Source organism: Ignavibacteria bacterium (genome assembly GCA_041649015.1).
Lineage (GTDB): Bacteria > Bacteroidota > Ignavibacteria > Tepidaquicellales > Tepidaquicellaceae > CAIKZJ01.
The window spans coordinates 104,604-126,315 of the sequence record JBAZNU010000002.1 but is presented as its reverse complement, the minus strand read 5'-3'; the positions used below and the strand labels follow the sequence as shown (position 1 = coordinate 126,315).

Below are 21,712 nucleotides of genomic sequence, written 5' to 3'. Positions count from 1 at the left end.
AATTGTTTAAATTGATAAGATAATATAAATTATTTGTTATTAAAAATTTAAAGTGAATATGGACTTTAGACTATCGGAGAATCAGTTAGAAACGCAAAAACTTGCTAGAGACTTTGCTCAAAAAGAAATCGCCCCTGTTGTTATGAAATACGATGAACCGCAGGAATTCCCTCACGAAATAGCAAAGAAACTCGGCGAGATGGGATTTCTCGGAATAACCTTTCCCGAAGAATACGGAGGTGCAAATTTAAGCACACTCGAGTACGCTTTGATTATTGAAGAGATATCAAGAGTGGATCCCTCTGTTGGTCTGATTGTTGCCTCTCATAATGGTCTCTGTACTAACCATATTTGTTCTTTTGGAAATGATGAACAGAAAAAGAAATACCTTCCCGACCTTGTTACTGGTAAGAAATACGGAGCGTGGGGTCTTACTGAGAACGTCTCAGGGAGCGACGCTGTATCTATGGCAAGTTTTGCAGAGAAAAAGGGCGATAAATATATTTTAAACGGCAGCAAGATGTTCATTACTCAAGGTACTGTTGCCGGAACGTACGTTATTACTGCCATTACAGCAAAAATAGAAGGTAAAAACAAGATTTCTGCTTTCATTCTTGAACCGAGAACTAAAGGATTTAGAGTCGGAAAGAAAGAAAACAAGCTCGGTATGAGAGCCTCTGATACGGCTGAACTGATTTTTGAAAATGTTGAAATCCCTGCAGAGAACCTTATCGGCGTTGAGCATGAAGGTTTTAAGCAGGTGATGAAGATTCTCGACGGAGGAAGGATTGCTATCGCCGCTCTTTCACTCGGTCTTGCGCAAGGTGCACTTGATGCAAGTATAAAATATTCTAAACAAAGAAAACAGTTCGGTAAAACTCTTAGTGAGTTCCAGGCAACTCAGTTTAAACTCGCAGAAATGCAGACAGAAATTGAAGCCTCAAGACTTCTTACATACAAAGCAGCTGCTATGAAAGACGCAGGAGAAAACATAAACATGGCTGCCTCAATGGCAAAACTCTTCGCGAGTGAGGTTGCCGTTAGAGCCTCAAACGAAGCAGTACAAATTCACGGCGGATATGGCTTCATAAAAGAATTCCCAGTGGAAAAACTTTACCGCGATGTTAAACTTCTAACTATTGGTGAAGGTACTTCTGAAGTTCAAAGAATGATTATTGCAAAGAACTTAACAAAAGAATAATAAGACAACGGAGGAATAATGTCTTTTTTAGACAAGATTGGATTCAATAAGCTAAAGGACGGATTAACAAAAACAAAAGATGACCTGTTCGGAAAAATTAACAGACTTGTTTACGCTAAGAAGAAGATTGACGATGATTTTTTGATCGAACTCGAAGAAATCCTCTTATCATCAGACGTTGGTTACGATACAGTTGAAACTATTCTTAACAGCATTAAAGAACGAGCTAAAACCGATAAGTATGAGAATGATGATGAGCTTAATAACTTAATTAGCGAAGAAGTAAAAAAGATTTTTGCAAATTCAACATCTCAATTTAAAACATTCGATTTCTCGATAGCCCAAAAACCGTTTGTCATTATGGTTGTCGGTGTAAACGGTGTTGGGAAAACTACTTCAATCGGAAAACTCGCTCATAACTTCAAGAAAACCGGCAAATCTGTACTTATCGGCTCTGCAGATACTTTCAGAGCGGCTGCAAACGAACAGCTTGAAATATGGGCAAAGCGTGCGGGTGTCGACATTATTCAGAATCCTTCTACAAAAGACCCTGCATCTGTAGCTTACGATACTATCTCTGCAGCGGTTTCAAGAAATGTTGATGTGGTAATTATCGATACTGCAGGAAGACTTCATAACAAATCTCATTTGATGGAAGAACTTAAAAAAGTTAAACGAGTTATGCAAAAAGTTATTCCGGATACACCGAATGAAACGTTTATCGTAATCGATGCGACAACAGGTCAAAACGGTCTCAATCAAGTCAAAGAATTTGCTAATGCGCTTGGTGAAGTTACAGGTATTATACTCACCAAGCTCGATGGCACTGCAAAGGGCGGTATTGTCATTAAAATAAATAACGAGCTAAAAATCCCCGTTAGATTTATCGGTGTGGGCGAACAGATTGATGACCTTCAGGTTTTTGATAGCGATGATTTTGTAAAAGCCATTTTTGAGAAATAAATTTTACCTTGAGCAATAAAATAAAAATACTCCCGCAGGTGCTGTACAATAAAATTGCAGCAGGTGAAGTAGTCGGCAGACCCGAAGCTGTTGTGAAAGAACTTGTGGAAAATTCTATAGACGCTGGAGCATCTGAAATTATTGTAATCATAAAAGATGCAGGCAAAGGCTTAATTCAGGTAATTGATAACGGTTCGGGTATGTCTGAAGATGATGCAGTGGTAGCTTTCCAAAGACATTCAACCAGTAAAATCGAAACATACGAAGACCTTGAAAATATACAGACTCTCGGTTTCAGAGGCGAAGCGCTTGCTTCTATTGCCGCTATATCACAAGTTGAACTTAAAACGCGTACATCAAACGATGAAGTGGGCTCTCTCGTAAGGATTGACGGAAATGAAATTATAGAAGTTTCAAAAGTTAATACCGATATAGGTACTTCTATATCAGTGAAGAATTTATTCTATAACACCCCGGGCAGAAGGAATTTTCTGAAATCAAACCAGACGGAATACAGGCATATTTACGAAACCTTTGTCAGACAGGTTGTGTCAAACCCTGAAATCGAGTTTAAACTTTTTAACAACGATGAACTTGTATTTAACTTAAAGACTGCTGATTTATTCGGACGCCTTAAAGATATTTTTACAGATGATTTCAGCAAATCCCTTATTCAAGTTAATGCTGAAGGAGCATTTATTAAAGTAAACGGATTCATCTCTAAACCGGGATTTACAAGAAAATCAAAGCAAGACCAGTTCTTTTATCTTAATAATAGATTCTTCACCAGCAAAAATCTTAATTTTGCTGTTTATTCCGGTTACGATGATTTAATCGAGAAAGGAAATTACCCTTCTTTCTTTCTGTTCATTGATATAGACCCGACAAAGGTTGATGTTAACGTTCATCCGTCTAAGCTTGAAGTTAAGTTTGAAGATGAAAGCGCTATTTTCGGTTTCTTGAGAAAAGTTGTTAAAGATAATCTTCGGGCAAGTAATATTACTTTTGATATTGGTTTCGGAAATGATAAATCTCTTGGTAAAGTTCCCGATACTCTTGAACATAAGAATTATAATCTTAACATTCCCGATAATAAAAGTTTCTCTTCCTCCCCTTCTACAAGAGGAACAACTGCTATACACAGCATATTCGAGGCTTCAAAGAAAGATGATGCCGATTTCGGAAACGAAAATGTGAATTTAATTCCTGATGAAACAGAGGTTGATAATCGAAAAGATGTTTTTGAGCATACAAAGAAAGATACTGACGAAAAATTTAACGTATGGCAGTACCAGAATAAGTACATAATGTGTGAAACTGATGCCGGCCTCATGATTATTGACCAGCACGCGGCTCACGAAAGGATACTCTATGAAAAGGCACTGATGAGGCTTAACTCAAATTCATCTTTTTCCCAGCAGTTGTTAATACCTATAAAAATTCAACTTACAAAAGTTGATTACCAGCTGGCTAAATCACTGCAGGATGAAATTCATAATCTTGGCTTCGCCTTAAAATTTACCGTTAATGATGTTGTTGAAATTAAAGGTATTCCCTCTGATGTGAAACCCGGAAATGAGAACAAAATATTTCAGGAATTAATAGACCAGTATAAAGAATACGAAGTCAGTTTGCATCTCGAAAAACGTGATAATCTTGCAAAATCTTTCTCTTGTAGAAATGCCGTTAAATCAGGTGAAAGATTGCAGACTCAAGAAATGATTAACCTTATTGATTCTCTTTTTGCCGCAGAACTGCCCTATGTATGCCCGCACGGAAGACCAACTGTCATTAGACTTTCAACTGAAGAACTTGATAAGAGATTTTCTAGAACTTAAACTTTTTAAAATTTGTTTTTTAATATTGTTACCTTTTTAATAATTTGTTCTTACTAAAAAATAATATAATTCATATTTTATACTATGTCAAAAAGGCTTTTTGTATCTAACAGGAATGAATCAGTCAGATTATTCAAGAATAATTTTCTTGAATATTTTTCACATATACATCCTGCAACACCTGTCGTGGTCTATGTGCCCCTTGTTATTATAATTTCCTATTTCGGTTTGCAGAGAACTTCCATCGGGTCGTATGCCCTTCTCTTTATTGCCGGCTTGGCTCTATGGACTTTGTTTGAATACGTTATGCATAGATTTGTTTTTCATTATCAGCCAAAATCAGAAGTAGGTAAGAAGGTTCATTTTCTTGCTCATGGCGTTCATCACGATTATCCCAGAGATAGAACCAGACTCGTTATGCCTCTGCTCGTAAGCATTCCTTTAGCAGTTATTCATTATTTTGCATTCTCACTTATATTCGGATATAATTATTTCCTTGCCGTACTCTCTGGATACATAATTGGTTATGTTCTTTATGATACTATTCATTTTGCGACCCACCATTGGAAAATGACAAGTCCGCTTGGCAAATTTTTAAAAGAATATCATTTAAAACATCATTACGTCGCACCCGATACTGCCTACGGAGTTAGTAATCCGTTATGGGATTATGTGTTTTTCACTGTTCCTGTTAAAGAAAAAGCAGCCGAGCCAATTGAATAAATTCATTCAAGTTGTCCGATAAAAATGGCGGGTTTAAATCCGCTATTTTGTTTTAAATAATAAATTCTTACCGAATTTTTTATAGTTTTCTGACTTGACTTCCAAATATATTTTTTGTATCTTAAGTAAAGATTCAGTTAAGAGGAAAAGTGAAAAAATATAGCAAATATAAACTTTTACAAAAAATAAACACTGCTTATTCTACTGTAATATCAGTATCTTATTAACAACATGCCTTCAAATTGCCTTTAACATGCCATTATTATGCCTTTAACATGCCACTTAACCTCAATGAATGACCGATTTATCCTCAATGAATACATAATCACACCACGATAACCATAGTATTCTCTGTATGTTTTCTCTTTTAAAATCAACCTAAAGTACAAATCATTATTAGGTTTCTCAAATTGATGACAATCGATAAATCTTTCAAATTTATAACTATTCACCCGTCAAACAACCGGATACATTCCAGTAACTGTTCTCTCCGGAAGGTATTATCAACTTAAATTCATGCTCACCTGAATGTACATCATCAAGCATTATCTCAAAGGGTGTTACTACAATCCCGGGACACCAGTTGGATCTGCTGTAATCAGAAGATGACATTCCATTTTGAAAGTTTCCTGATGCAGGATTGTTTTCTCTGTAACTTGCACAATCCGTCCTCCATGGAATTAAATTAAATACTTCTTTACCGTCAACAAAAATCTTATGTACTTTAGGAGTAAATTCATCATTGCCGTGTCCCGTTGTCACAAATTTTAATTTTATATTCTTGAGCCCGTCGGGTATTACTGCTCTTACTTTTAATGTGTCCGTCCTGAATAAATCCATATATCCCTGCCCTTCCATTTCCATATAACTTACTGTATTGAATAATGGCACCACCCACTTAACTTTATTTTGATATCCTGTTTCCTCGAAATATTTTATTCGTAAACTTATTATATGTCCTCCTTTATCCCAGTTCCCTACAAACACACCTATATAAGCATCACTGCTCTGTTTTAATCCTTTTAGTTGATCTGTTACTTCAAGTCTGTATACTATTGAGTCCTCCCAATCGAGCCCCCCGATTTTGTTATCCTTTCCGTAATAACCCGACCCGAATGATGTTATAAATCTCATTAATTCAAGCGGAGGTTCATATTCTTCTGTTATTACTATTCCTTCATAATCGTTTTTATACTTCGGAAGTACATCAATTCCATTTTGAAATGCTTCTGCGAAATTTCTCTTATCCGTTAGAGGTATTACAAATAAAGATCCCGTCCTGTCGTATGCATCGCCGTTCGAACGAACCGTCACTTCTGCAATTGCTATTGTGCTTTCGCTCATTATCGGTAGATTAACTTTCTTCAAAACTACCGAACCCTTCGCTGTTTTAATTACATCCTTGGTAAAATCATTTATATGCTCACTAATAAAATTCAGGTTTTCATTCCTGAATATCTCGTATGTTTTGTATTTGCTATCAATTAATCTTTGCTGGAATTCTCCTTCGCTTAGTTCGGTAATATTATTCGTTGGAATCATTGACTCTTTTATAAAATCATCAGAAGTATTAATATTCTTCGCATAAATCTCATAATTGTCATTTCTGATTACTTTTAATACAAGCCCGGGTATTTCTGCAATGTATAATAATGGTGTCCCGTAATTCTCTGCCATATCTGTATAATATACTTCTACCTTGTTCGACCGGATATTCAATGTTGTTTTCAGACAGGGATAACCTAATATTTCGCTGTAATCATGTGCAATTTCATGAAACTTGGTTTCATATTTTTTCCTGAATGCATAATACCCCTTTTCTCCATTCTCAAGCATTTGAACCGTCTGTCCGGATTTGAAATCAATATACTGCCTCTCCTTCCTGAACGACGGCTTTGTTATCTGAACTGTTTCTTTTGTCGTATAAACAACAATAGAATCGTTCAGTTCCTCTTTCCCGTTATTCCTTATTCCGTACACAATCTTCATCTGTGTAAACCCTGTGTTGAAGCCGAATGAGAAAAGGATCAATATTAAAAATATTTTCATGAATAGTTAATTATTTGCTCAAAGTTATGATATTATATTGTTATTTTAAACTACAAAAACTAATTTTACAAAATCAAAAATAAATGAATTTTTTTGAATAAATATTTGAACTTTTATAAATCAGTTATGTTTTATATTTCAAAGTTTTATTCCTCCTAAGCAAAGAGGTGTAGGGAACAATAAACTTCGGTTTACCCTTCACCTCTTTTATTATTTGAATCTAATTTTTGAAAATGAATATAAGTAAAAACAAGAAAGAGTGGCTCGAAAAAAATAAAGCATTAAAAACCACTGGGATGAAGTTCACTTCACTCAGCGGTAAGGAACTTGATGTAGTTTATTCTCCCGAAGACGTTTCAAATAATGATTATGATACTAAACTTGGGTATCCAGGCGAGTTCCCTTATACACGCGGCATTCATCCTAATATGTATCGCGGTAAGATTTGGACTATGAGACAGTTCGCTGGGTTTGGTACACCCGAAGATACCAATGAAAGATTTAAGTATCTTCTCGAACATGGCCAAACAGGTCTTTCTACCGCTTTCGATATGCCTACTCTTATGGGCTGGGATGCAGACGCCCCCCTTTCTGAAGGCGAAGTCGGTATCTGCGGCGTTTCAATTTCTTCTTTGAAAGATATGGAAATTCTTTTCAACGGAATCCCGCTCGATAAGGTTTCTACGTCAATGACTATAAACTCTCCAGCCGCTATGGTATTTGCTTTTTATCTTGCTGTTGCTGAAAAACAAGATGTTCCATTTTCTAAACTTCGCGGTACAATGCAAAACGACATTCTAAAAGAGTACATTGCACAAAAAGAATTTATTTATCCGCCGAAAGAATCTATGAGAATTATAACCGATATGATTGAATATTGTACGAATGAAGTACCTCAGTTTAATCCTGTATCTGTTAGCGGTTATCATATTCGCGAAGCTGGTTCTACCGCAGCTCAGGAACTCGCTTTCACTCTTGCTGATGGCTTTGCTTACGTTGAAGCATGCCTCGAAAGAGGTATGGACGTCGATGCTTTTGCTCCCAGAATATCTCATTTCTTTAATTCACATCTCGACTTCTTTGAAGAAATTTCTAAGTTCAGAGCAGCAAGAAGAATTTATGCCAAAAGAATGAAAGATAATTATGGCGCTAAGAATCCTAAAAGCTGGATACTCAGATTCCATACTCAGACAGCGGGTTGTTCATTAACTGCGCAGCAGCCTGAAAATAATATTGTCAGAACTGCAATCGAAGCCCTTGCTGCTGTTCTCGGAGGTACTCAAAGTCTGCATACTAATTCCATGGATGAAACTCTTGCCTTGCCGTCAGATAAAGCTGTAAAGATTGCTCTCAGAACTCAGCAGATTATTGCATATGAGCACGGTGTTATAAATGTTGCCGATCCGCTCGGAGGAAGCTATTATGTCGAAAAACTAACTGATGAAATCGAAGCCGAAGCAGAAAAATATTTTGATATGATTGACGCTCAGGGAGGTGTTATTGCATGTATTGAGAACGGTTTCTTCCAGAAAGAAATTGCTAATGCTGCATACAGATACCAGAAAGAACTCGATAATAAAGAGAAAATTGTCGTGGGTGTAAACGACTTTGTTGAAGAAAACGAAAAGATTGATATTCCGATTCTCCAGATTTCTAAATCTGTTGAAGAAATGCAGGTAAAGCGATTAAAAGAACTTAAAATGTCTCGAAATCAGAAAGATGTCAAAAATGCTCTTGATGAACTCGGTAAAGCTGCTCAGGATGGCAGAAACCTTATGCCCGTTATTCTCGATTGTGCCTGTAAATATGTTACTCTTGGTGAAATGATTAGCGAACTCAAAGAAGTCTTTGGAGTCTATCACGAAACTGCTGTTTTCTAAAGAAACAACATTTAAAAATTGAGTTGACTTTTCCCTGATATCTTTCCCCGGGTTTTCTATTTAATAAGAACAAACTTTTTCGTTATTATTGAAACCCCTGATTTTAAAACGTAGAAATAGATCCCGCTTGAAAGTCCATTCGCTTTAAATCTTACGTTATGTCTTCCTTTATTAAGTAATTTGTCGACTATTACTGCTATTTCCATTCCCTTTACGTCATAAACCTTTAGAGTTGTATATAAATCATTGGAAAGTGTAAAACTAATATTTGTTTCTGAATTAAACGGATTTGGGTAATTCTGAGAAAGTCTTATACTTTCAATATTTTCAGAATCATTATTAATATAAATTACACTCCCGTCAATTAATTTCATAATAAGTGAATTTTCTCCGCACATCCATCCTGAATTGGTATCTATAAAATCAAAACCAAAGATTTTTAATGATGTTGGAAAACGTATGTACTTCCATGATTCTCCCCCATTAGTTGAACGGTAAATTTTATCATACGACAACAAGTAACCTATATTATAGTTTAGAAACTTTATATTTTGAACATTCACTGGTAACGTTGAGGTTTGAATCCAGTTCATACCACCATCACTTGTTCTTAGTATAGAAGAAACTGAGTCCCCTTCAGACACCACCCAGCCGGTCAAATGATTAATAAAATAAAAATCCCTTATTAAATTATTCAAAACCTGATTCCAGGTAACACCTGAATTTGTACTCTTGTAAAGTTTTGTTCCGTTAAACCCATATCCGTTCTGACCATCAAAGAACACAGCTCTAATTATCGAATTTGTGTTTGCAATATTTATAAAATGAGCCCCTCCATTCGTTGTCATTAATATGCTATCATTTGAAAAAGCCCAGCCAGTATAGTTGTCGATAAAAGTTAGTGAGAATATCTCTCCTGAGTATTCATACAAAAGATTCCAGTTACTCCCAAAATTATATGTTCTTAAAATGTTCCCTCTGTCTGCTATTGAATATCCCGTGTTGTTATCCGAAAACTCCGTGAATTTAATTTTTAAAGATTTAGAATAATTATCAAAAATCCAGTTTGCACCGCCATCAGACGATTTCCAGTTTGAGTAGCTCGTTCCATTACACCATATTGCATTTGATGAAATGGATTGCACCCTGCTTAATGAGCTGCTATGTTTCCCAAGTAAAGTATCAAAATTCTGTCCTCCATCACTTGTTTTCATTACACTGCAGTTATAATCTGCTAAGAAAAATTCCGATTCATTGATGAATGAAGAAGCATTAACTCCGTTTACTTCTCGTATTAAAAACCAGTCCAGACCGCTATTTGTAGATTTAAGAACCCCTGTATTCGTTGTTACATATCCTGTAACGGAATTAGAAAAATAGATATTATTTGGTGTTGATGTATTATTTGGTATATGTGATTCGAACCAGTTTGTTCCTCCATTTGATGTTTTCATTGTATATAGTTTACCAAACCTAACACCTGCACACCAACCATTATTTTCAGCAAAATACAAATTGTTCATCTCAAGTGCGTCCACACCAGTATTGAACTTATTCCAGTTTAAGCCGGAATCTGTGGTTTTAAACACAAAAGCGTAATTAGTAGAGCCATTAATCGCCCCTATATATCCCGTATATGAATTAATAAAGTATATATCATTGAAATCATAAATAGTCGTTGTATCTGGATACATGAAAATCCAATTAAGACCACTATTAGTAGTAAGTCCTATACTATTGTTTATTGAAGCGAAACCCTTTTCAGAACTTATAAAACAGAGACTGCTTATCTCTGAGGGAAAATCGACATTGAATATCCAATTTAAACCTCCATTTAAAGTTCTGAATACCCTTCCTGAATCATCATATACATAACATATCTCTGCACTAACCTGGCTTTGCCCTTTTATATCAGAATTTATTGGTAAAACCTGCTGAATAAAATTTGTACCGCCATTGGTGCTTTTTAGAACAATTCCGTTGTTCCCAAATACCCATCCTGTTACTGAAACGAAATTTATTGAATTAAATGATTCGGGAGAATATGTAGGGTTTTGTATCTGAAAAATATTTTGAGCATTTGTTTTTACAGAAATTATGAAAAAAAGCAATAAACAGACAGATTTCAAAGATTTCATACAACAAAATACTCTTCTGATTCCTCTTTTTCAATATAAATTCTTTTCAGATCGTGAAAAATAATTTCATTCTAAATGGTACGACTTTATTCACATATCATAAATCATAAGACGGGAGAAGACATCTACTTTTCCAAACACGACGCAATTATTTATACAAAAAAAACACGATATTGATCAAAAAATAAACATTGTTTTCGTCTTTTTGATCTAAATATCTAAGTACAAATCCTGTCCAACCCTATCTTATTAAGGTCTTTTTTTAAGTATAGTCTATCTTAAAAAGTGCATTTAAATTTATTAAATTGTGTTTTTCTCTACTAATTATATGATATAACAGTAATATATTATTAATATAAAATTGGTTTTTTTGTGGATTTTCTTTTATTTTTCATGATGTAGTAGCAATACTAACAAGAAATCCGATAAATAGCTCATTAACTATCATTATTAACTATATGTTATTATATATTTTTATCACTTATCATTTTTGAAATTGAAATCAATAAAAATATTTATTTCAAATATACTTGACAGTACAAGTTAATTTTTATATCTTGACTGCTCATAAAACGATATAAGGTAATTATTTATATATTATTACTCGTTCTTTAACATAAGGAATCGCTCACTAATCAGATAAAAAAAGATTAAAGCGGAAAGTTTTTTTACAAACATAAACAGGAGAAAATATTTTGTTTAAATCCGTTAGTGCGATGTTGTTAATCGCATTAAATCTAGTTTTTCTTTTTAGCGGACGAGAATCTGTTGTCTATGCACAGACCTCTGGCAGTTACTCTGAATTCATGGAAGAAGGTACAGCTTCCTGGTATGGTCCCGGTTTTCACGGCAGAAAAACCGCAAATGGAGAAAGATTCGACACTCAAGAGCTGACTTGCGCTCATAAATCACTGCCTTTCAATACAATATTGAAGGTTACGAATCTGGAAAATGGACGTTATACCATTGTCAGGGTTAATGACAGGGGCCCGTATATAAGAGGTAGAATAATAGACCTCTCAAACGCGGCCAAGAATGAAATCGGTATGGGTGGACTGGCTAAAGTTAGGATTGAAACCTATGAACCAGTTAATTCTACTGATTTAGTCGAAAATGAAGAAATAGATGCTGTCCCTTTAAACCTCTTCGAAGATGCTATCAGCAAAAACTCAAAAGTTTTTGTTGAACTAAAGGATAAAAAACTTAACATCACGAATGAAGATTCTAAAGATGAACTGAGGAGAATCCTCAGCACTTTCAAAAAGGTTAAGGTATTAATTGACAAAGATAACAGTTTACTCGATAATTTAGCTCAAACTGATTACGGTATTAACTTGATGAATTTCATTGATTTAACTGATAAAGTTTCAACTTTTACGGGGTACTCAATAGAAGTGAGTCAGTTTAGTGCTGAAAATGAAGCTAACGCTTTAATTGAAAATCTAGAAACCTTAAAATACAAGGATGTTATATTAGTTGAACTTGTTAATGAGGGTACAATCAGCTTTAAAGTATATTTAGGATATTACGAAACTATTGATGATGCAAGTATTGATTTGAAGGATATAAGAGAAATGAATTCGGAAGCTAAACTCATAAAAATACTAAGTTGATGAATTTAAAAGCTGAAACAGAAATGTTTCGGCTTTTTTTATTTCATCACCTTTTATAATTCTGTTTTCCTTGATTTTTGAACTTCATTATAGTAATAATAATCACTATTTTCGTAAAACTGAAAATATAAAAAGTATAACATGTTAAACACAGAACTATTTGATTCATCTCTTATTGCTCTAAAAGATTATCTGGATCTTAAGAAAAATGAAACTTTACTAATTATAACGGACGAAACGAAAAGAGAAATCGGACAGACACTACTCGAGGCTGGAAAGCAGTTAAGCAGAGAAGCCTTTCTTGTTGAGATGAAACAACGCGAAATAAATGGCGAAGAACCGCCTGCTCAGATTTCAGAATTAATGAAAATGGTAGATGTTGTTGTTTGCCCTACAGCAAAGTCTTTAACACACACTGATGCACGCAGAAATGCAGTAAAAGAAGGTGTCAGAATTGCTACTATGCCTGGTATCGGACTGGAAACAATGGTAAGATGTCTTAGTGCTGATGCCCGGAAAGTTGTTGAACTTTCTTTGAAAGTCAAAGCCCTCCTCGAACCTGCTTCAGAAATAAGGGTTGTTACGGATAAAGGGACAGACATAACTATGCCTATGAAAGGAAGAAAAGTAATTGAAAGTACAGGTGTTATCGTTAATAAAGGCAGCAGTGGTAATCTACCGTCTGGTGAAGTATATCTTGCACCCTGGGAAGATAAATCTTTCGGCGTTGTAGTTATTGACGGTTCTCTGGCAGGTATCGGTATGCTTGACGAACCTGTAACAGTAACTGTAAAGAATGGATATGCCGAAGAAATTACTGGGGGTCATCAGGCTGCAAAATTTAAAGAAATGATAGATAAAGTTGGACGAGAAGCAAGAGCAATAGCAGAATTTGGTATTGGTACGAATTATAAAGCCAAACTTTGCGGATTGATTCTTGAGGATGAAAAAGTTTACGGAACAATTCATATAGCTTTCGGTAACAATGTTTCTATGGGTGGAAATATTAACGTGAAAAGTCATATTGATGGATTGGTGATTTCTCCTGATGTTTTCGTCGATGGCAGGTTAATAATGCAAAAAGGTAAATTAGTATAATAATATTTAGCAATTGCTTAAGTTTGGTCTTGGAGATTATCTTCTTATAGTTCTGTACTTCATTGTTGCTGTATGGATAGGTTTTCGCTCAGGCAGAAACGATAAATCGGAAGTGGATTATCTGGTTATGGGAAGAAAATTGACCCTTCCTGCTTTTGTTGCAACTCTCGTTTCTTCTTTTTATGGTGGTATACTCGGGGTCGGCGAATTCACATACAGGTACGGAATTTCTAGCTGGTTTCTGAATGCATTTCCGTACTATATTTTTATTACTCTCTTTGCAGTCTTTTTGGCAAAAAAAATCAGACGTACAAATTTATTTACAATTGCAGATAAATTGGACTCCGTTTACGGGAAAAATGTAAGCATACTTGGTGCTATTTTGGTTTTTCTTCTAGTAACCCCTGCACCTTATGTATTTATGCTGGGTATTATCACGTCAATGATATTTGGTTTTCCTCTTTGGATTTCTATGTTAGCTACACTTTGCTTTTCTATTGTTTTCCTAATCAGAGGCGGATTAAACGCAGACGTTCGTGTAAATACTTTTGAATTTATCATTATGTTTGTTGGATTTGGAATAATTATACCATTTTGCTTTACACAACTCGGTAACTTTGATTATTTAACTTCTAATCTTCCATCAAATCATCTTAATTTAACAGGTGGTAACTCAGTTTCATATATTTTAGTTTGGTTTTTTATTGGTGCCTGGGCTGTAGTTGATCCTGCTTTTCATCAAAGATGTTATTCAGCTAACTCTGAAAGAACAGCAATCAGAGGTGTTTTTATATCACTATTCTTTTGGTTTGTTTTTGATGCAATGACAACTTTAACAGGACTGTATGCTTTTGCAAGCATAAGAAATATTAAAGACCCTGTTATGGCTTATCCTCTTCTTGCACAGAATATTCTTCCTGACTTTGCTAAAGGTTTCTTTTTTATTGGGTTGATAGCAACAATTATGTCAACACTACACTCTAACCTTTTTATATCTGCGACAACACTTGGAAGAGATATAATTGTAAAACTAACAGGAAGCAAAGACAAAAGTAACTTATACTCTAAAATTGGGATTCTTATATCATCTGCTTTATCGGTTCTAATTGCTCTTTTAGTACCTTCAGTCGTTCAGATTTGGTACCTTATCGGAAGTCTGACAATACCTGCTTTAATAATCGGAATTGTTTCTTCTTATTTCGAAAAATTACAAATAAATAGATACTGGATTTTTAGTGCAATGATTGTTTCATTTCTATTTTCATTTATTTGGATAATCTTTAATATTGGATATATTGAACCAATGTATCCCGGACTTGTTCTCGGATTATTGGTTTACTCAATCGGAAGAATTTTTAAAGATTAAATATTTGCAAAATTATAATAAAATATTTCTGTTTCTTATTGTTAGTTTGTTCTGTGCAAACACTAATACTCCATTATTAGCACAGGAGTATTCTGATACTTTAGTAAGCAGACTTGAACTTTACAAAAATCCCGAAAAACGATTTGATTCATCAAAGTTTAACATATTTCCGATAAAAACAACCAAGAAGAAAATTGCGCTCGTTTTAAGCGGTGGAGGAGCAAGAGGTCTCGCTCAAATTGGAGTTATTGATGTACTCGAAAAATATGGTGTAAAGTTCGATATGATAGTTGGTACGAGTGTAGGTGCAATTACGGGAGGACTTTACTCTTCCGGGTATTCACCTGATGAAATTGTTGAATTTACGAAAAGCGTTGACTGGAAATCTAAACTTGCTTTAACTAATAAATACGAAAGAGAATTCCTTTTTGTTGACCAGAAGAAATCACAAGATAAGGGCTTTATTACAATTTCACTTGACGGATTTGAACCGATGCTTCCGAATTCATTGTCGAGTGGTCAACAACTATCTGAACTTATTAATATTACTTTTCTTAATGCAAGATTTAAACCTAAGAAAAATTTTGCTGATCTAAAAGTCCCGTTTTATGCAGTAGCAACAGACTTAGATAAAGGTCAAAGAGTTGTTCTGGATGACGGAAACATCAGTGAATCTATAAAAGCTTCTTTTACTTATCCTCTTTTATATTCACCTACTCGGGTTAACGGAAGAAATCTTGTTGATGGAGGACTTACGGCAAATATTCCGGTCGATGTTGCTAAAGAAAAGGGAGCCGATCTTACAATTACAGTCAATTCTACAAGTCCTTTGAAAAGCACGGAGGAACTAAAAGATCCAATCAATACTGCAGATCAGATTCTGTCAATCACTTTGGCTCAGCTAAACGATGAACAAATTCAGAAATCAGACATTGTCATTCAACCTGATCTCGGAAATATGAAAGCTACAGATTTCGATCGGATTAATTATGTTGTTGAAAAAGGAAAGCATGCTGCTGAAAAGATGATTAACGGTATATTGCTTAAATTGGATTCCTTAGAAGAGAAGGCATCTTTAAATTACAATAACTTTGTTTTTAATGGAGGTGTTGAGTTTAATTCCGAATTAATACCTGACTCACTCAAGAATATTATTATCCTCGAACAGGAGAATTCTTTTGTAAGATACGTAACAATAGAGAAGAGAATTAGAGATATTTACAAAACAGGATTATTTAGAGATGTCTATGCAAATATTTATAAATCAGGATTAAAAACTGAAATTGAATATGTTTCTATAAGTAATCCTGTGCTTAATAAAATTATTTCATCATTCAATATTAACAGTTCTGATAGTATAAAAATGGATCTAACTGCTGATACTGCGATTATTTCATCAATAAATGATATCTTATTTGATTACGGAAATAGTAATAAAGGGAAAATTATAAGCAGAAATGATATGTACACTCTGTTCGAAAAATTGACCGGTATTATTAGGAGTCGTGATTATTCTTTAATAGATATTGATAAGTTTTATCTTAACTTTGAAACTGGAATCCTTGAAATAAATTTTACTGATGGGATTGTTAGAGATATTGGAATAAATGGAAATAAGAAGACAAGTAATAGCTTAATATTAAGTGAAACATATATACCTAATGACAGACCTGTAATGGGCAAAGATCTTCTAGAATCCCTCGGTGGTGTTGCTGGGACAAATCTTTTTCAACAGGTAAGCATGTATTTTAATTACGAAAATAAACTTGAGTCACCAAACCTAATATTAAATGTTGTTGAAAAAAGTACTAGAAATATTCGTTTTTCATTTAGGGCAGATAATGAAAGAAAACTGCAATTGTATTTTGATTTCAGGAATCTGAATCTTTTTGATACAGGTAATGAACTAGGAATTATTGCCCAAGGAGGGCTTCGTGACAGAAATTACCAGCTTGAATTAAAATCTTACAGGTTCTTTGGTACGATTTTTACTTATAATTGGTCCTTTTACTACAGATACAGAGACATCTTTGATTACACTCAGACTAAATCTAATGATGAGCTGATAATAACAAATAATGGGGAATACAGAGATATTCGTTTTGGTACAGCTTTTCTGCTCGGCACACAGGTGGAGAAATTTGGGACTGTGTTTGGTCAGCTTATTTACGAAAAACTTAACAGAGATATTATTCAGGGTGTAACCCCATCCGAAAATGAATTGAATCTTTTTAGACTTCGAATTGGGGGACGAATTGACACAGAAGATAAATATCCGTTTGCAACTAAAGGAACAAATTTTAATTATATTTATGAAACATCTACAAATCAACTAAACGATGGAATTACCTTTACAAAACTTTCAATGGATATTTCCCACATTATTTCACTCGGTAAGTTGAGTATTCTAAGACCGAAATTTGTTTTTGGGATAACAGATAAAACGACTCCGAATTATGATTTTTTCTCACTGGGAGGCGAAGACTCATTTTACGGAATGCGTGAAGATGAAATGAGGGGAAGGCAGATACTTGTTGCATCCTTGGAGTACAGATATAAACTTCCAATTCAATTATTTTTTGATACTTATTTATCTGTTCGCTATGATCTTGGTAAAACATGGGAAAACACTGAAGACATCAGATTTAAAGACCTGCAGCATGGATTAGGATTTTCAACGCAGTTTGATACTCCAATTGGAAAAGCGAGTTTTTCTGTTGGAAGAATGTTCATAATTAATAAAGGATTTACAAGTGAAAGTCTTGTATTTGGTCCCTATACTTTCTATTTTTCTATTGGATATAATCTATAAAGTAATTCCATGAAGAATTTTTTTGAAGGTTTTATTTATCCGTTTAAGAGCATAGGACTTTTCTTTAAATATCCAAAAACAATAATTCACTCAATAATCCCTGTAACAATAAATATGTTTTTATACGTTTCAACCTTTTTGCTAATCTACACTTGGATTATGGATAAAAGTGCTAAACTTACAGGTGCAGATACGAGCAATGCGGGTTTCTGGTCAGAATTCATTAATGTGTTAATACTTGTTATATCATTCATTCTTGTACTTGTAATTTGCTATTTTATTCTTCTGATTATTGGAGGAATTATCTCCGCTCCTTTTAATGAGAATATATCATTAATAATAGAAGAGAATCTAACTGGGGTGAAAACTAATTACAATCCTGGATTTTGGAAAGATACATGGCTAAATATACTCTCGGAAATCAAAAAACTATCATTTTATCTCATTTTTATTTTTATTTTCTTTTTAATCGGATTTATCCCTTTAATCGGTAGTATTATTTCCGTAGTTTTAAGTTCTTTATTTTCATTTTTCTTTAATGCATTAGACTTTTTTGATTATCCTATGACAAGGCGCTACTATTCACTTAGAAAGAAAATAAGAATTACATCTTCAAAACCTTTTTATTCAATGGGATTTGGATGTGCTGCATTCCTGATTAATTTTTTGCCCGTTGTTAACGTAATATTAAAACCGCTTTGTGTTATAAGCGGAACAGCTTTTTATTTTGAAAAACAATACAGCAACTTACAATATAATTAAACATAAATTGAAATAATGATATCTGAACCAATTGTCGATCTTACCCTTGCCCTTGAACTTGGACTTACAAATGATGAGTATAAAAGAATACTCGAGATATTAAAGAGAGTTCCTACTTACACTGAACTTGGAATATTCTCTGTTATGTGGAGTGAACATTGTTCATATAAAAATTCTATATTACAGATAAAAACTCTGCCTAGAAGCGGTGGAAATCTGCTTGTCTCTGCAGGTGAGGAAAATGCAGGACTAGTTGATATCGGTGATGGGCTCGCAGTTGCTTTCAAAATTGAATCACATAATCATCCCTCAGCTGTGGAACCTTATCAGGGTGCCGCAACAGGAGTTGGAGGAATTCTCAGAGATATATTCACTATGGGGGCTCGTCCGGTGGCTGCTCTTAATTCATTAAGATTCGGTAAAATTGAAGATGAAACAGATGATTCAATTACAACTCGAAGCAAATTCCTCTTCAAGAATGTTGTTAAAGGTATTGGAGATTATGGTAATTGTTTCGGTGTTCCAACTGTAAGCGGAGAAATTTATTTTGAAGAATGCTATCAGGATAATCCTCTTGTAAATGCAATGGCAGTTGGAATAGTTAAGCATAATCAAACAGCTTCAGCAACTGCTGCGGGTATTGGAAATCCTGTATTCATAGTAGGCTCTTCAACAGGAAAAGATGGAATTCACGGTGCAACATTTGCATCAGTAGAAATTTCTGAAGAATCGGAATCAAAAAGACCAAGTGTTCAGGTCGGAGATCCATTCACCGAGAAACTGCTTCTTGAGGCCACTCTTGAAGTGATTCGTTCAGGTGCAGTTGTTGGTATTCAGGATATGGGTGCTGCAGGTTTAACCTGTTCATCAAGTGAAATGAGTGCAAAAGGTTGTTGCGGGATGGAAATTATTCTTGATAAAGTTCCACTCCGTGATGAAAATATGTCCGCTTACGAAATTATGCTTTCTGAATCACAGGAAAGAATGCTTCTCGTTGCACACAAAGGAAAAGAGGAAATTGTTAAAGATGTTTTTAATAAATGGGATTTAAATTGCGTCGAAATCGGGAAAGTTATTTCAGATGATCGAATTAAAATTTTTTACAAAGATAAACTTGAAGCTGACATTCCAGCAAATGTTTTGGTACTGGGTGGTGGTGCGCCTGTATACAATCGAGAAACTAAGAGACCCGAATATTTAGAAGAAACTTCTTCATTTGATCAGAGCAAAATATATGAACCTGATGACTGTAATGATGTTTTACTGAAACTTTTATCATCCCCTAATATAACGAATAAACAATGGGTTTACGAACAGTATGATTCTCAGGTACGTACAAATACTTCTTTAATGCCCGGTGGTGATGCATCTGTGATTAGAATAAAAGGTACTAAAAAAAGTCTTGCAATGAAAACCGACTGCAACGGAAGATACTCATATCTCAATCCATATTTAGGAGGTATGATTGCCGTATGCGAAAGTGCAAGAAATGTCGTATGTACCGGTGCGGTTCCTCTAGCAATTACGAACTGCCTGAATTTCGGTGATCCTTATAATCCTGAAATGTACTACCAGTTTGCTGAATGTGTTAAGGGTATAGGGGATGCATGCAGATTTCTTGGAACTCCTGTAACAGGTGGTAACGTGAGTTTTTATAATCTTTCAAAAGATTATGCGGTCTTTCCTACTCCAACTATTGGTATGGTGGGATTAATAGATGATAATAACAAAATGATGACAAGTTACTTTAAGAACGAAAATGACGATATTTACGTAATTGGAAGAGATTTATACGAAATAGGAGGTACTGAATATCTTAGCAGAATTCACAAAATTGTCAAAGGTGACGCTCCGCAATTATCGTTGATAAACGAAAAAAACCTTCACGAATTTGTTCTTAAGGCTATAAATAAAGGACTCATCAAATCAGCGCACGATGTATCTGATGGAGGCCTTGCTGTAGCTTTAGCTGAATGCTGTATCATGGGTTATCATCAATCCTTCGGTTGTGAGATTTTTATTCCAACCGTTTCAAGAAAAGATTTTGTTCTATTTAGTGAATCTCAATCAAGAATTATTATATCTGCCGAGAAAGAAAACAAGAATAAAATTTTTGACCTTGCGGAGAAGAACAGTGTGTATATTGAATTAATTGGAAAAACAGGTGGTTCTGTTCTTAAAATTAATGATTTTATTGAATTGGAACTTGAAAAGATAAAAGATTCATATTTCAATAGTATTCACAAATTAATGGAGTAAACTTGAGAGCTCTATCGAATTATTTTATTGGTCTTTCAATCGTAATTATAACTGTTATTGTTACCGGATGTACTTCTTCTAATAAAGATTCTGATATTGATAATTCCGATACTGTATCTATTTTAAAAAAAGCAAACGTTGTCGAAAAATATGATATAATTTCAACTGCATTAAACGAAAGAGAAAACAAAATGTACTCACCATTTGAAGATACAACGTATTTGTATTGGCTAAATAATTATCAACTTATTATTAAAAATACTTCTAAATGCAATATTTTTGCTCTTAATACTCTTCATAAAGCGGGGTATAAAACACCAAAAGAAAACGCTCTTTCCCGGGACCTGTTTAATGACGATCTTTTTCAGGACATTATTCCATTAGTTACTATTACAGGTTTAAATGATATTATTACTGGCGATCTCGTCATTTGGAAAACACATGTGATTATATTCGAATCACTCGTCTATGTGAAAAATAAACCCTATGCATTTGGTATCTGGGCTGGTACATCTCAGAAAGATAATGGAAAAACAGTAATAAATAACGTAAATTACAGCAAATATCCCCTAAAAGGTGATTTTAAAGTACGAAGGCCGCAGAAAGATATATGATGAATTTGCGTATCTTCCCAATTGAAAATAACGGTATAAAATATTTTTGCATTTAAAAAATTATACTTTTCGAAACATTTTATACTTTAAAAATATGTAATATATAACTATATTAATCAATTATTTAATAAATTAAAGGAGTAATTTAAAATGACAAAAGCAGAAGTCGAAGCAAAAGTAAAGCAAGCAATCATTGATAAACTTGGTGTTGAAGAATCTAAAATCACCTCCGAAGCACATTTTATAAACGACTTAGGTGCAGATTCTCTTGATACAGTTGAATTAATCATGAAATTTGAGGAAGAATTCGATATTAAAATCCCCGATGAAGATGCAGAAAAAATCGCAAAAGTTGATGATGCCGTTAATTATATTCTTGCAAAAAAAGGTTAATAT

15 protein-coding genes are annotated in these 21,712 nt (G+C 34.2%); 13 read left to right on the top strand and 2 right to left on the bottom strand.

Annotated elements, in window-relative coordinates; all coding sequences use genetic code 11:
* The first annotated feature begins 58 nt into the window (after positions 1-58).
* The 4 genes from WC644_03710 to WC644_03695 all read left to right on the top strand — a co-directional run bounded on the left by WC644_03710 (position 59) and on the right by WC644_03695 (position 4,725).
* Positions 59-1,201, top strand: a complete 1,143-nt coding sequence (locus tag WC644_03710) for an acyl-CoA dehydrogenase family protein (GenBank protein MFA5011041.1) — start codon at positions 59-61, stop codon at positions 1,199-1,201.
* A gap of 18 nt (positions 1,202-1,219) precedes the next feature.
* Positions 1,220-2,164 carry a signal recognition particle-docking protein FtsY gene (gene ftsY / locus WC644_03705; protein MFA5011040.1) on the top strand — a complete coding sequence of 315 codons (945 nt, stop codon included), beginning with the start codon at positions 1,220-1,222 and terminating at the stop codon, positions 2,162-2,164.
* 8 nt (positions 2,165-2,172) lie between these two features.
* Positions 2,173-4,002, top strand: coding sequence for a DNA mismatch repair endonuclease MutL (gene mutL, locus WC644_03700; GenBank protein ID MFA5011039.1), 1,830 nt, complete (start codon positions 2,173-2,175; stop codon positions 4,000-4,002).
* Between the two features lie 84 nt (positions 4,003-4,086).
* Positions 4,087-4,725: a sterol desaturase family protein gene (locus WC644_03695; protein ID MFA5011038.1), complete on the top strand. Its 639-nt coding sequence runs from the start codon at positions 4,087-4,089 to the stop codon at positions 4,723-4,725.
* 444 nt (positions 4,726-5,169) lie between these two features.
* On the opposite strand, the gene WC644_03690 is transcribed toward WC644_03695, so the two are convergent.
* Complete coding sequence (locus WC644_03690; GenBank protein ID MFA5011037.1) at positions 5,170-6,774, bottom strand: PNGase F N-terminal domain-containing protein; 1,605 nt, start codon at positions 6,772-6,774, stop codon at positions 5,170-5,172.
* A 296-nt stretch (positions 6,775-7,070) separates the two neighbouring features.
* Here WC644_03690 and WC644_03685 point away from each other — a divergent pair, with 296 nt between their 5' ends.
* Positions 7,071-8,654 carry a methylmalonyl-CoA mutase family protein gene (locus WC644_03685; GenBank protein ID MFA5011036.1) on the top strand — a complete coding sequence of 528 codons (1,584 nt, stop codon included), beginning with the start codon at positions 7,071-7,073 and terminating at the stop codon, positions 8,652-8,654.
* Positions 8,655-8,710: 56 nt separating this feature from the next.
* Here the strand turns inward: WC644_03685 and WC644_03680 are convergent, their stop codons facing one another.
* On the bottom strand, positions 8,711-10,792 hold the full coding sequence (locus WC644_03680; GenBank protein MFA5011035.1) for a T9SS type A sorting domain-containing protein: 2,082 nt from the start codon (positions 10,790-10,792) through the stop codon (positions 8,711-8,713).
* 695 nt (positions 10,793-11,487) lie between these two features.
* Here WC644_03680 and WC644_03675 point away from each other — a divergent pair.
* From WC644_03675 to WC644_03640, 8 genes are all read left to right on the top strand, one after another.
* Entirely contained in the window at positions 11,488-12,405 is a 918-nt protein-coding gene (locus WC644_03675) for a septal ring lytic transglycosylase RlpA family protein (protein ID MFA5011034.1), read from the top strand.
* A 141-nt stretch (positions 12,406-12,546) separates the two neighbouring features.
* Positions 12,547-13,503 carry an aminopeptidase gene (locus WC644_03670; protein MFA5011033.1) on the top strand — a complete coding sequence of 319 codons (957 nt, stop codon included), beginning with the start codon at positions 12,547-12,549 and terminating at the stop codon, positions 13,501-13,503.
* Between the two features lie 13 nt (positions 13,504-13,516).
* Positions 13,517-14,869 carry a sodium:solute symporter family protein gene (locus WC644_03665; GenBank protein ID MFA5011032.1) on the top strand — a complete coding sequence of 451 codons (1,353 nt, stop codon included), beginning with the start codon at positions 13,517-13,519 and terminating at the stop codon, positions 14,867-14,869.
* A 4-nt stretch (positions 14,870-14,873) separates the two neighbouring features.
* A complete protein-coding gene (locus tag WC644_03660) occupies positions 14,874-17,681 on the top strand; it encodes a patatin-like phospholipase family protein (protein MFA5011031.1) in 2,808 nt (935 codons plus the stop codon).
* Positions 17,682-17,690: 9 nt separating this feature from the next.
* Positions 17,691-18,443: an EI24 domain-containing protein gene (locus tag WC644_03655; protein MFA5011030.1), complete on the top strand. Its 753-nt coding sequence runs from the start codon at positions 17,691-17,693 to the stop codon at positions 18,441-18,443.
* 15 nt (positions 18,444-18,458) lie between these two features.
* Positions 18,459-20,702, top strand: coding sequence for a phosphoribosylformylglycinamidine synthase subunit PurL (gene purL, locus WC644_03650; protein MFA5011029.1), 2,244 nt, complete (start codon positions 18,459-18,461; stop codon positions 20,700-20,702).
* Positions 20,703-20,704: 2 nt separating this feature from the next.
* Positions 20,705-21,316 (top strand): hypothetical protein, encoded by a 612-nt coding sequence (locus WC644_03645; GenBank protein ID MFA5011028.1) that lies wholly within the window; start codon positions 20,705-20,707, stop codon positions 21,314-21,316.
* Between the two features lie 150 nt (positions 21,317-21,466).
* Complete coding sequence (locus WC644_03640) at positions 21,467-21,709, top strand: acyl carrier protein (GenBank protein ID MFA5011027.1); 243 nt, start codon at positions 21,467-21,469, stop codon at positions 21,707-21,709.
* Positions 21,710-21,712 lie beyond the last annotated feature (3 nt).

Bases quoted from the DNA above. Each gene is read 5' to 3' on its own strand.
- WC644_03695 (MFA5011038.1), top strand. From the start codon at position 4,087: ATGTCAAAAAGGCTTTTTGTATCTAACAGGAATGAATCAGTCAGATTA.
- WC644_03710 (MFA5011041.1), top strand. From the start codon at position 59: ATGGACTTTAGACTATCGGAGAATCAGTTAGAAACGCAAAAACTTGCT.
- ftsY (MFA5011040.1), top strand. From the start codon at position 1,220: ATGTCTTTTTTAGACAAGATTGGATTCAATAAGCTAAAGGACGGATTA.
- WC644_03670 (MFA5011033.1), top strand. From the start codon at position 12,547: ATGTTAAACACAGAACTATTTGATTCATCTCTTATTGCTCTAAAAGAT.
- WC644_03640 (MFA5011027.1), top strand. From the start codon at position 21,467: ATGACAAAAGCAGAAGTCGAAGCAAAAGTAAAGCAAGCAATCATTGAT.
- WC644_03690 (MFA5011037.1), bottom strand. From the start codon at position 6,774: ATGAAAATATTTTTAATATTGATCCTTTTCTCATTCGGCTTCAACACA.
- WC644_03680 (MFA5011035.1), bottom strand. From the start codon at position 10,792: ATGAAATCTTTGAAATCTGTCTGTTTATTGCTTTTTTTCATAATTTCT.
- WC644_03655 (MFA5011030.1), top strand. From the start codon at position 17,691: ATGAAGAATTTTTTTGAAGGTTTTATTTATCCGTTTAAGAGCATAGGA.
- WC644_03685 (MFA5011036.1), top strand. From the start codon at position 7,071: ATGAAGTTCACTTCACTCAGCGGTAAGGAACTTGATGTAGTTTATTCT.
- purL (MFA5011029.1), top strand. From the start codon at position 18,459: ATGATATCTGAACCAATTGTCGATCTTACCCTTGCCCTTGAACTTGGA.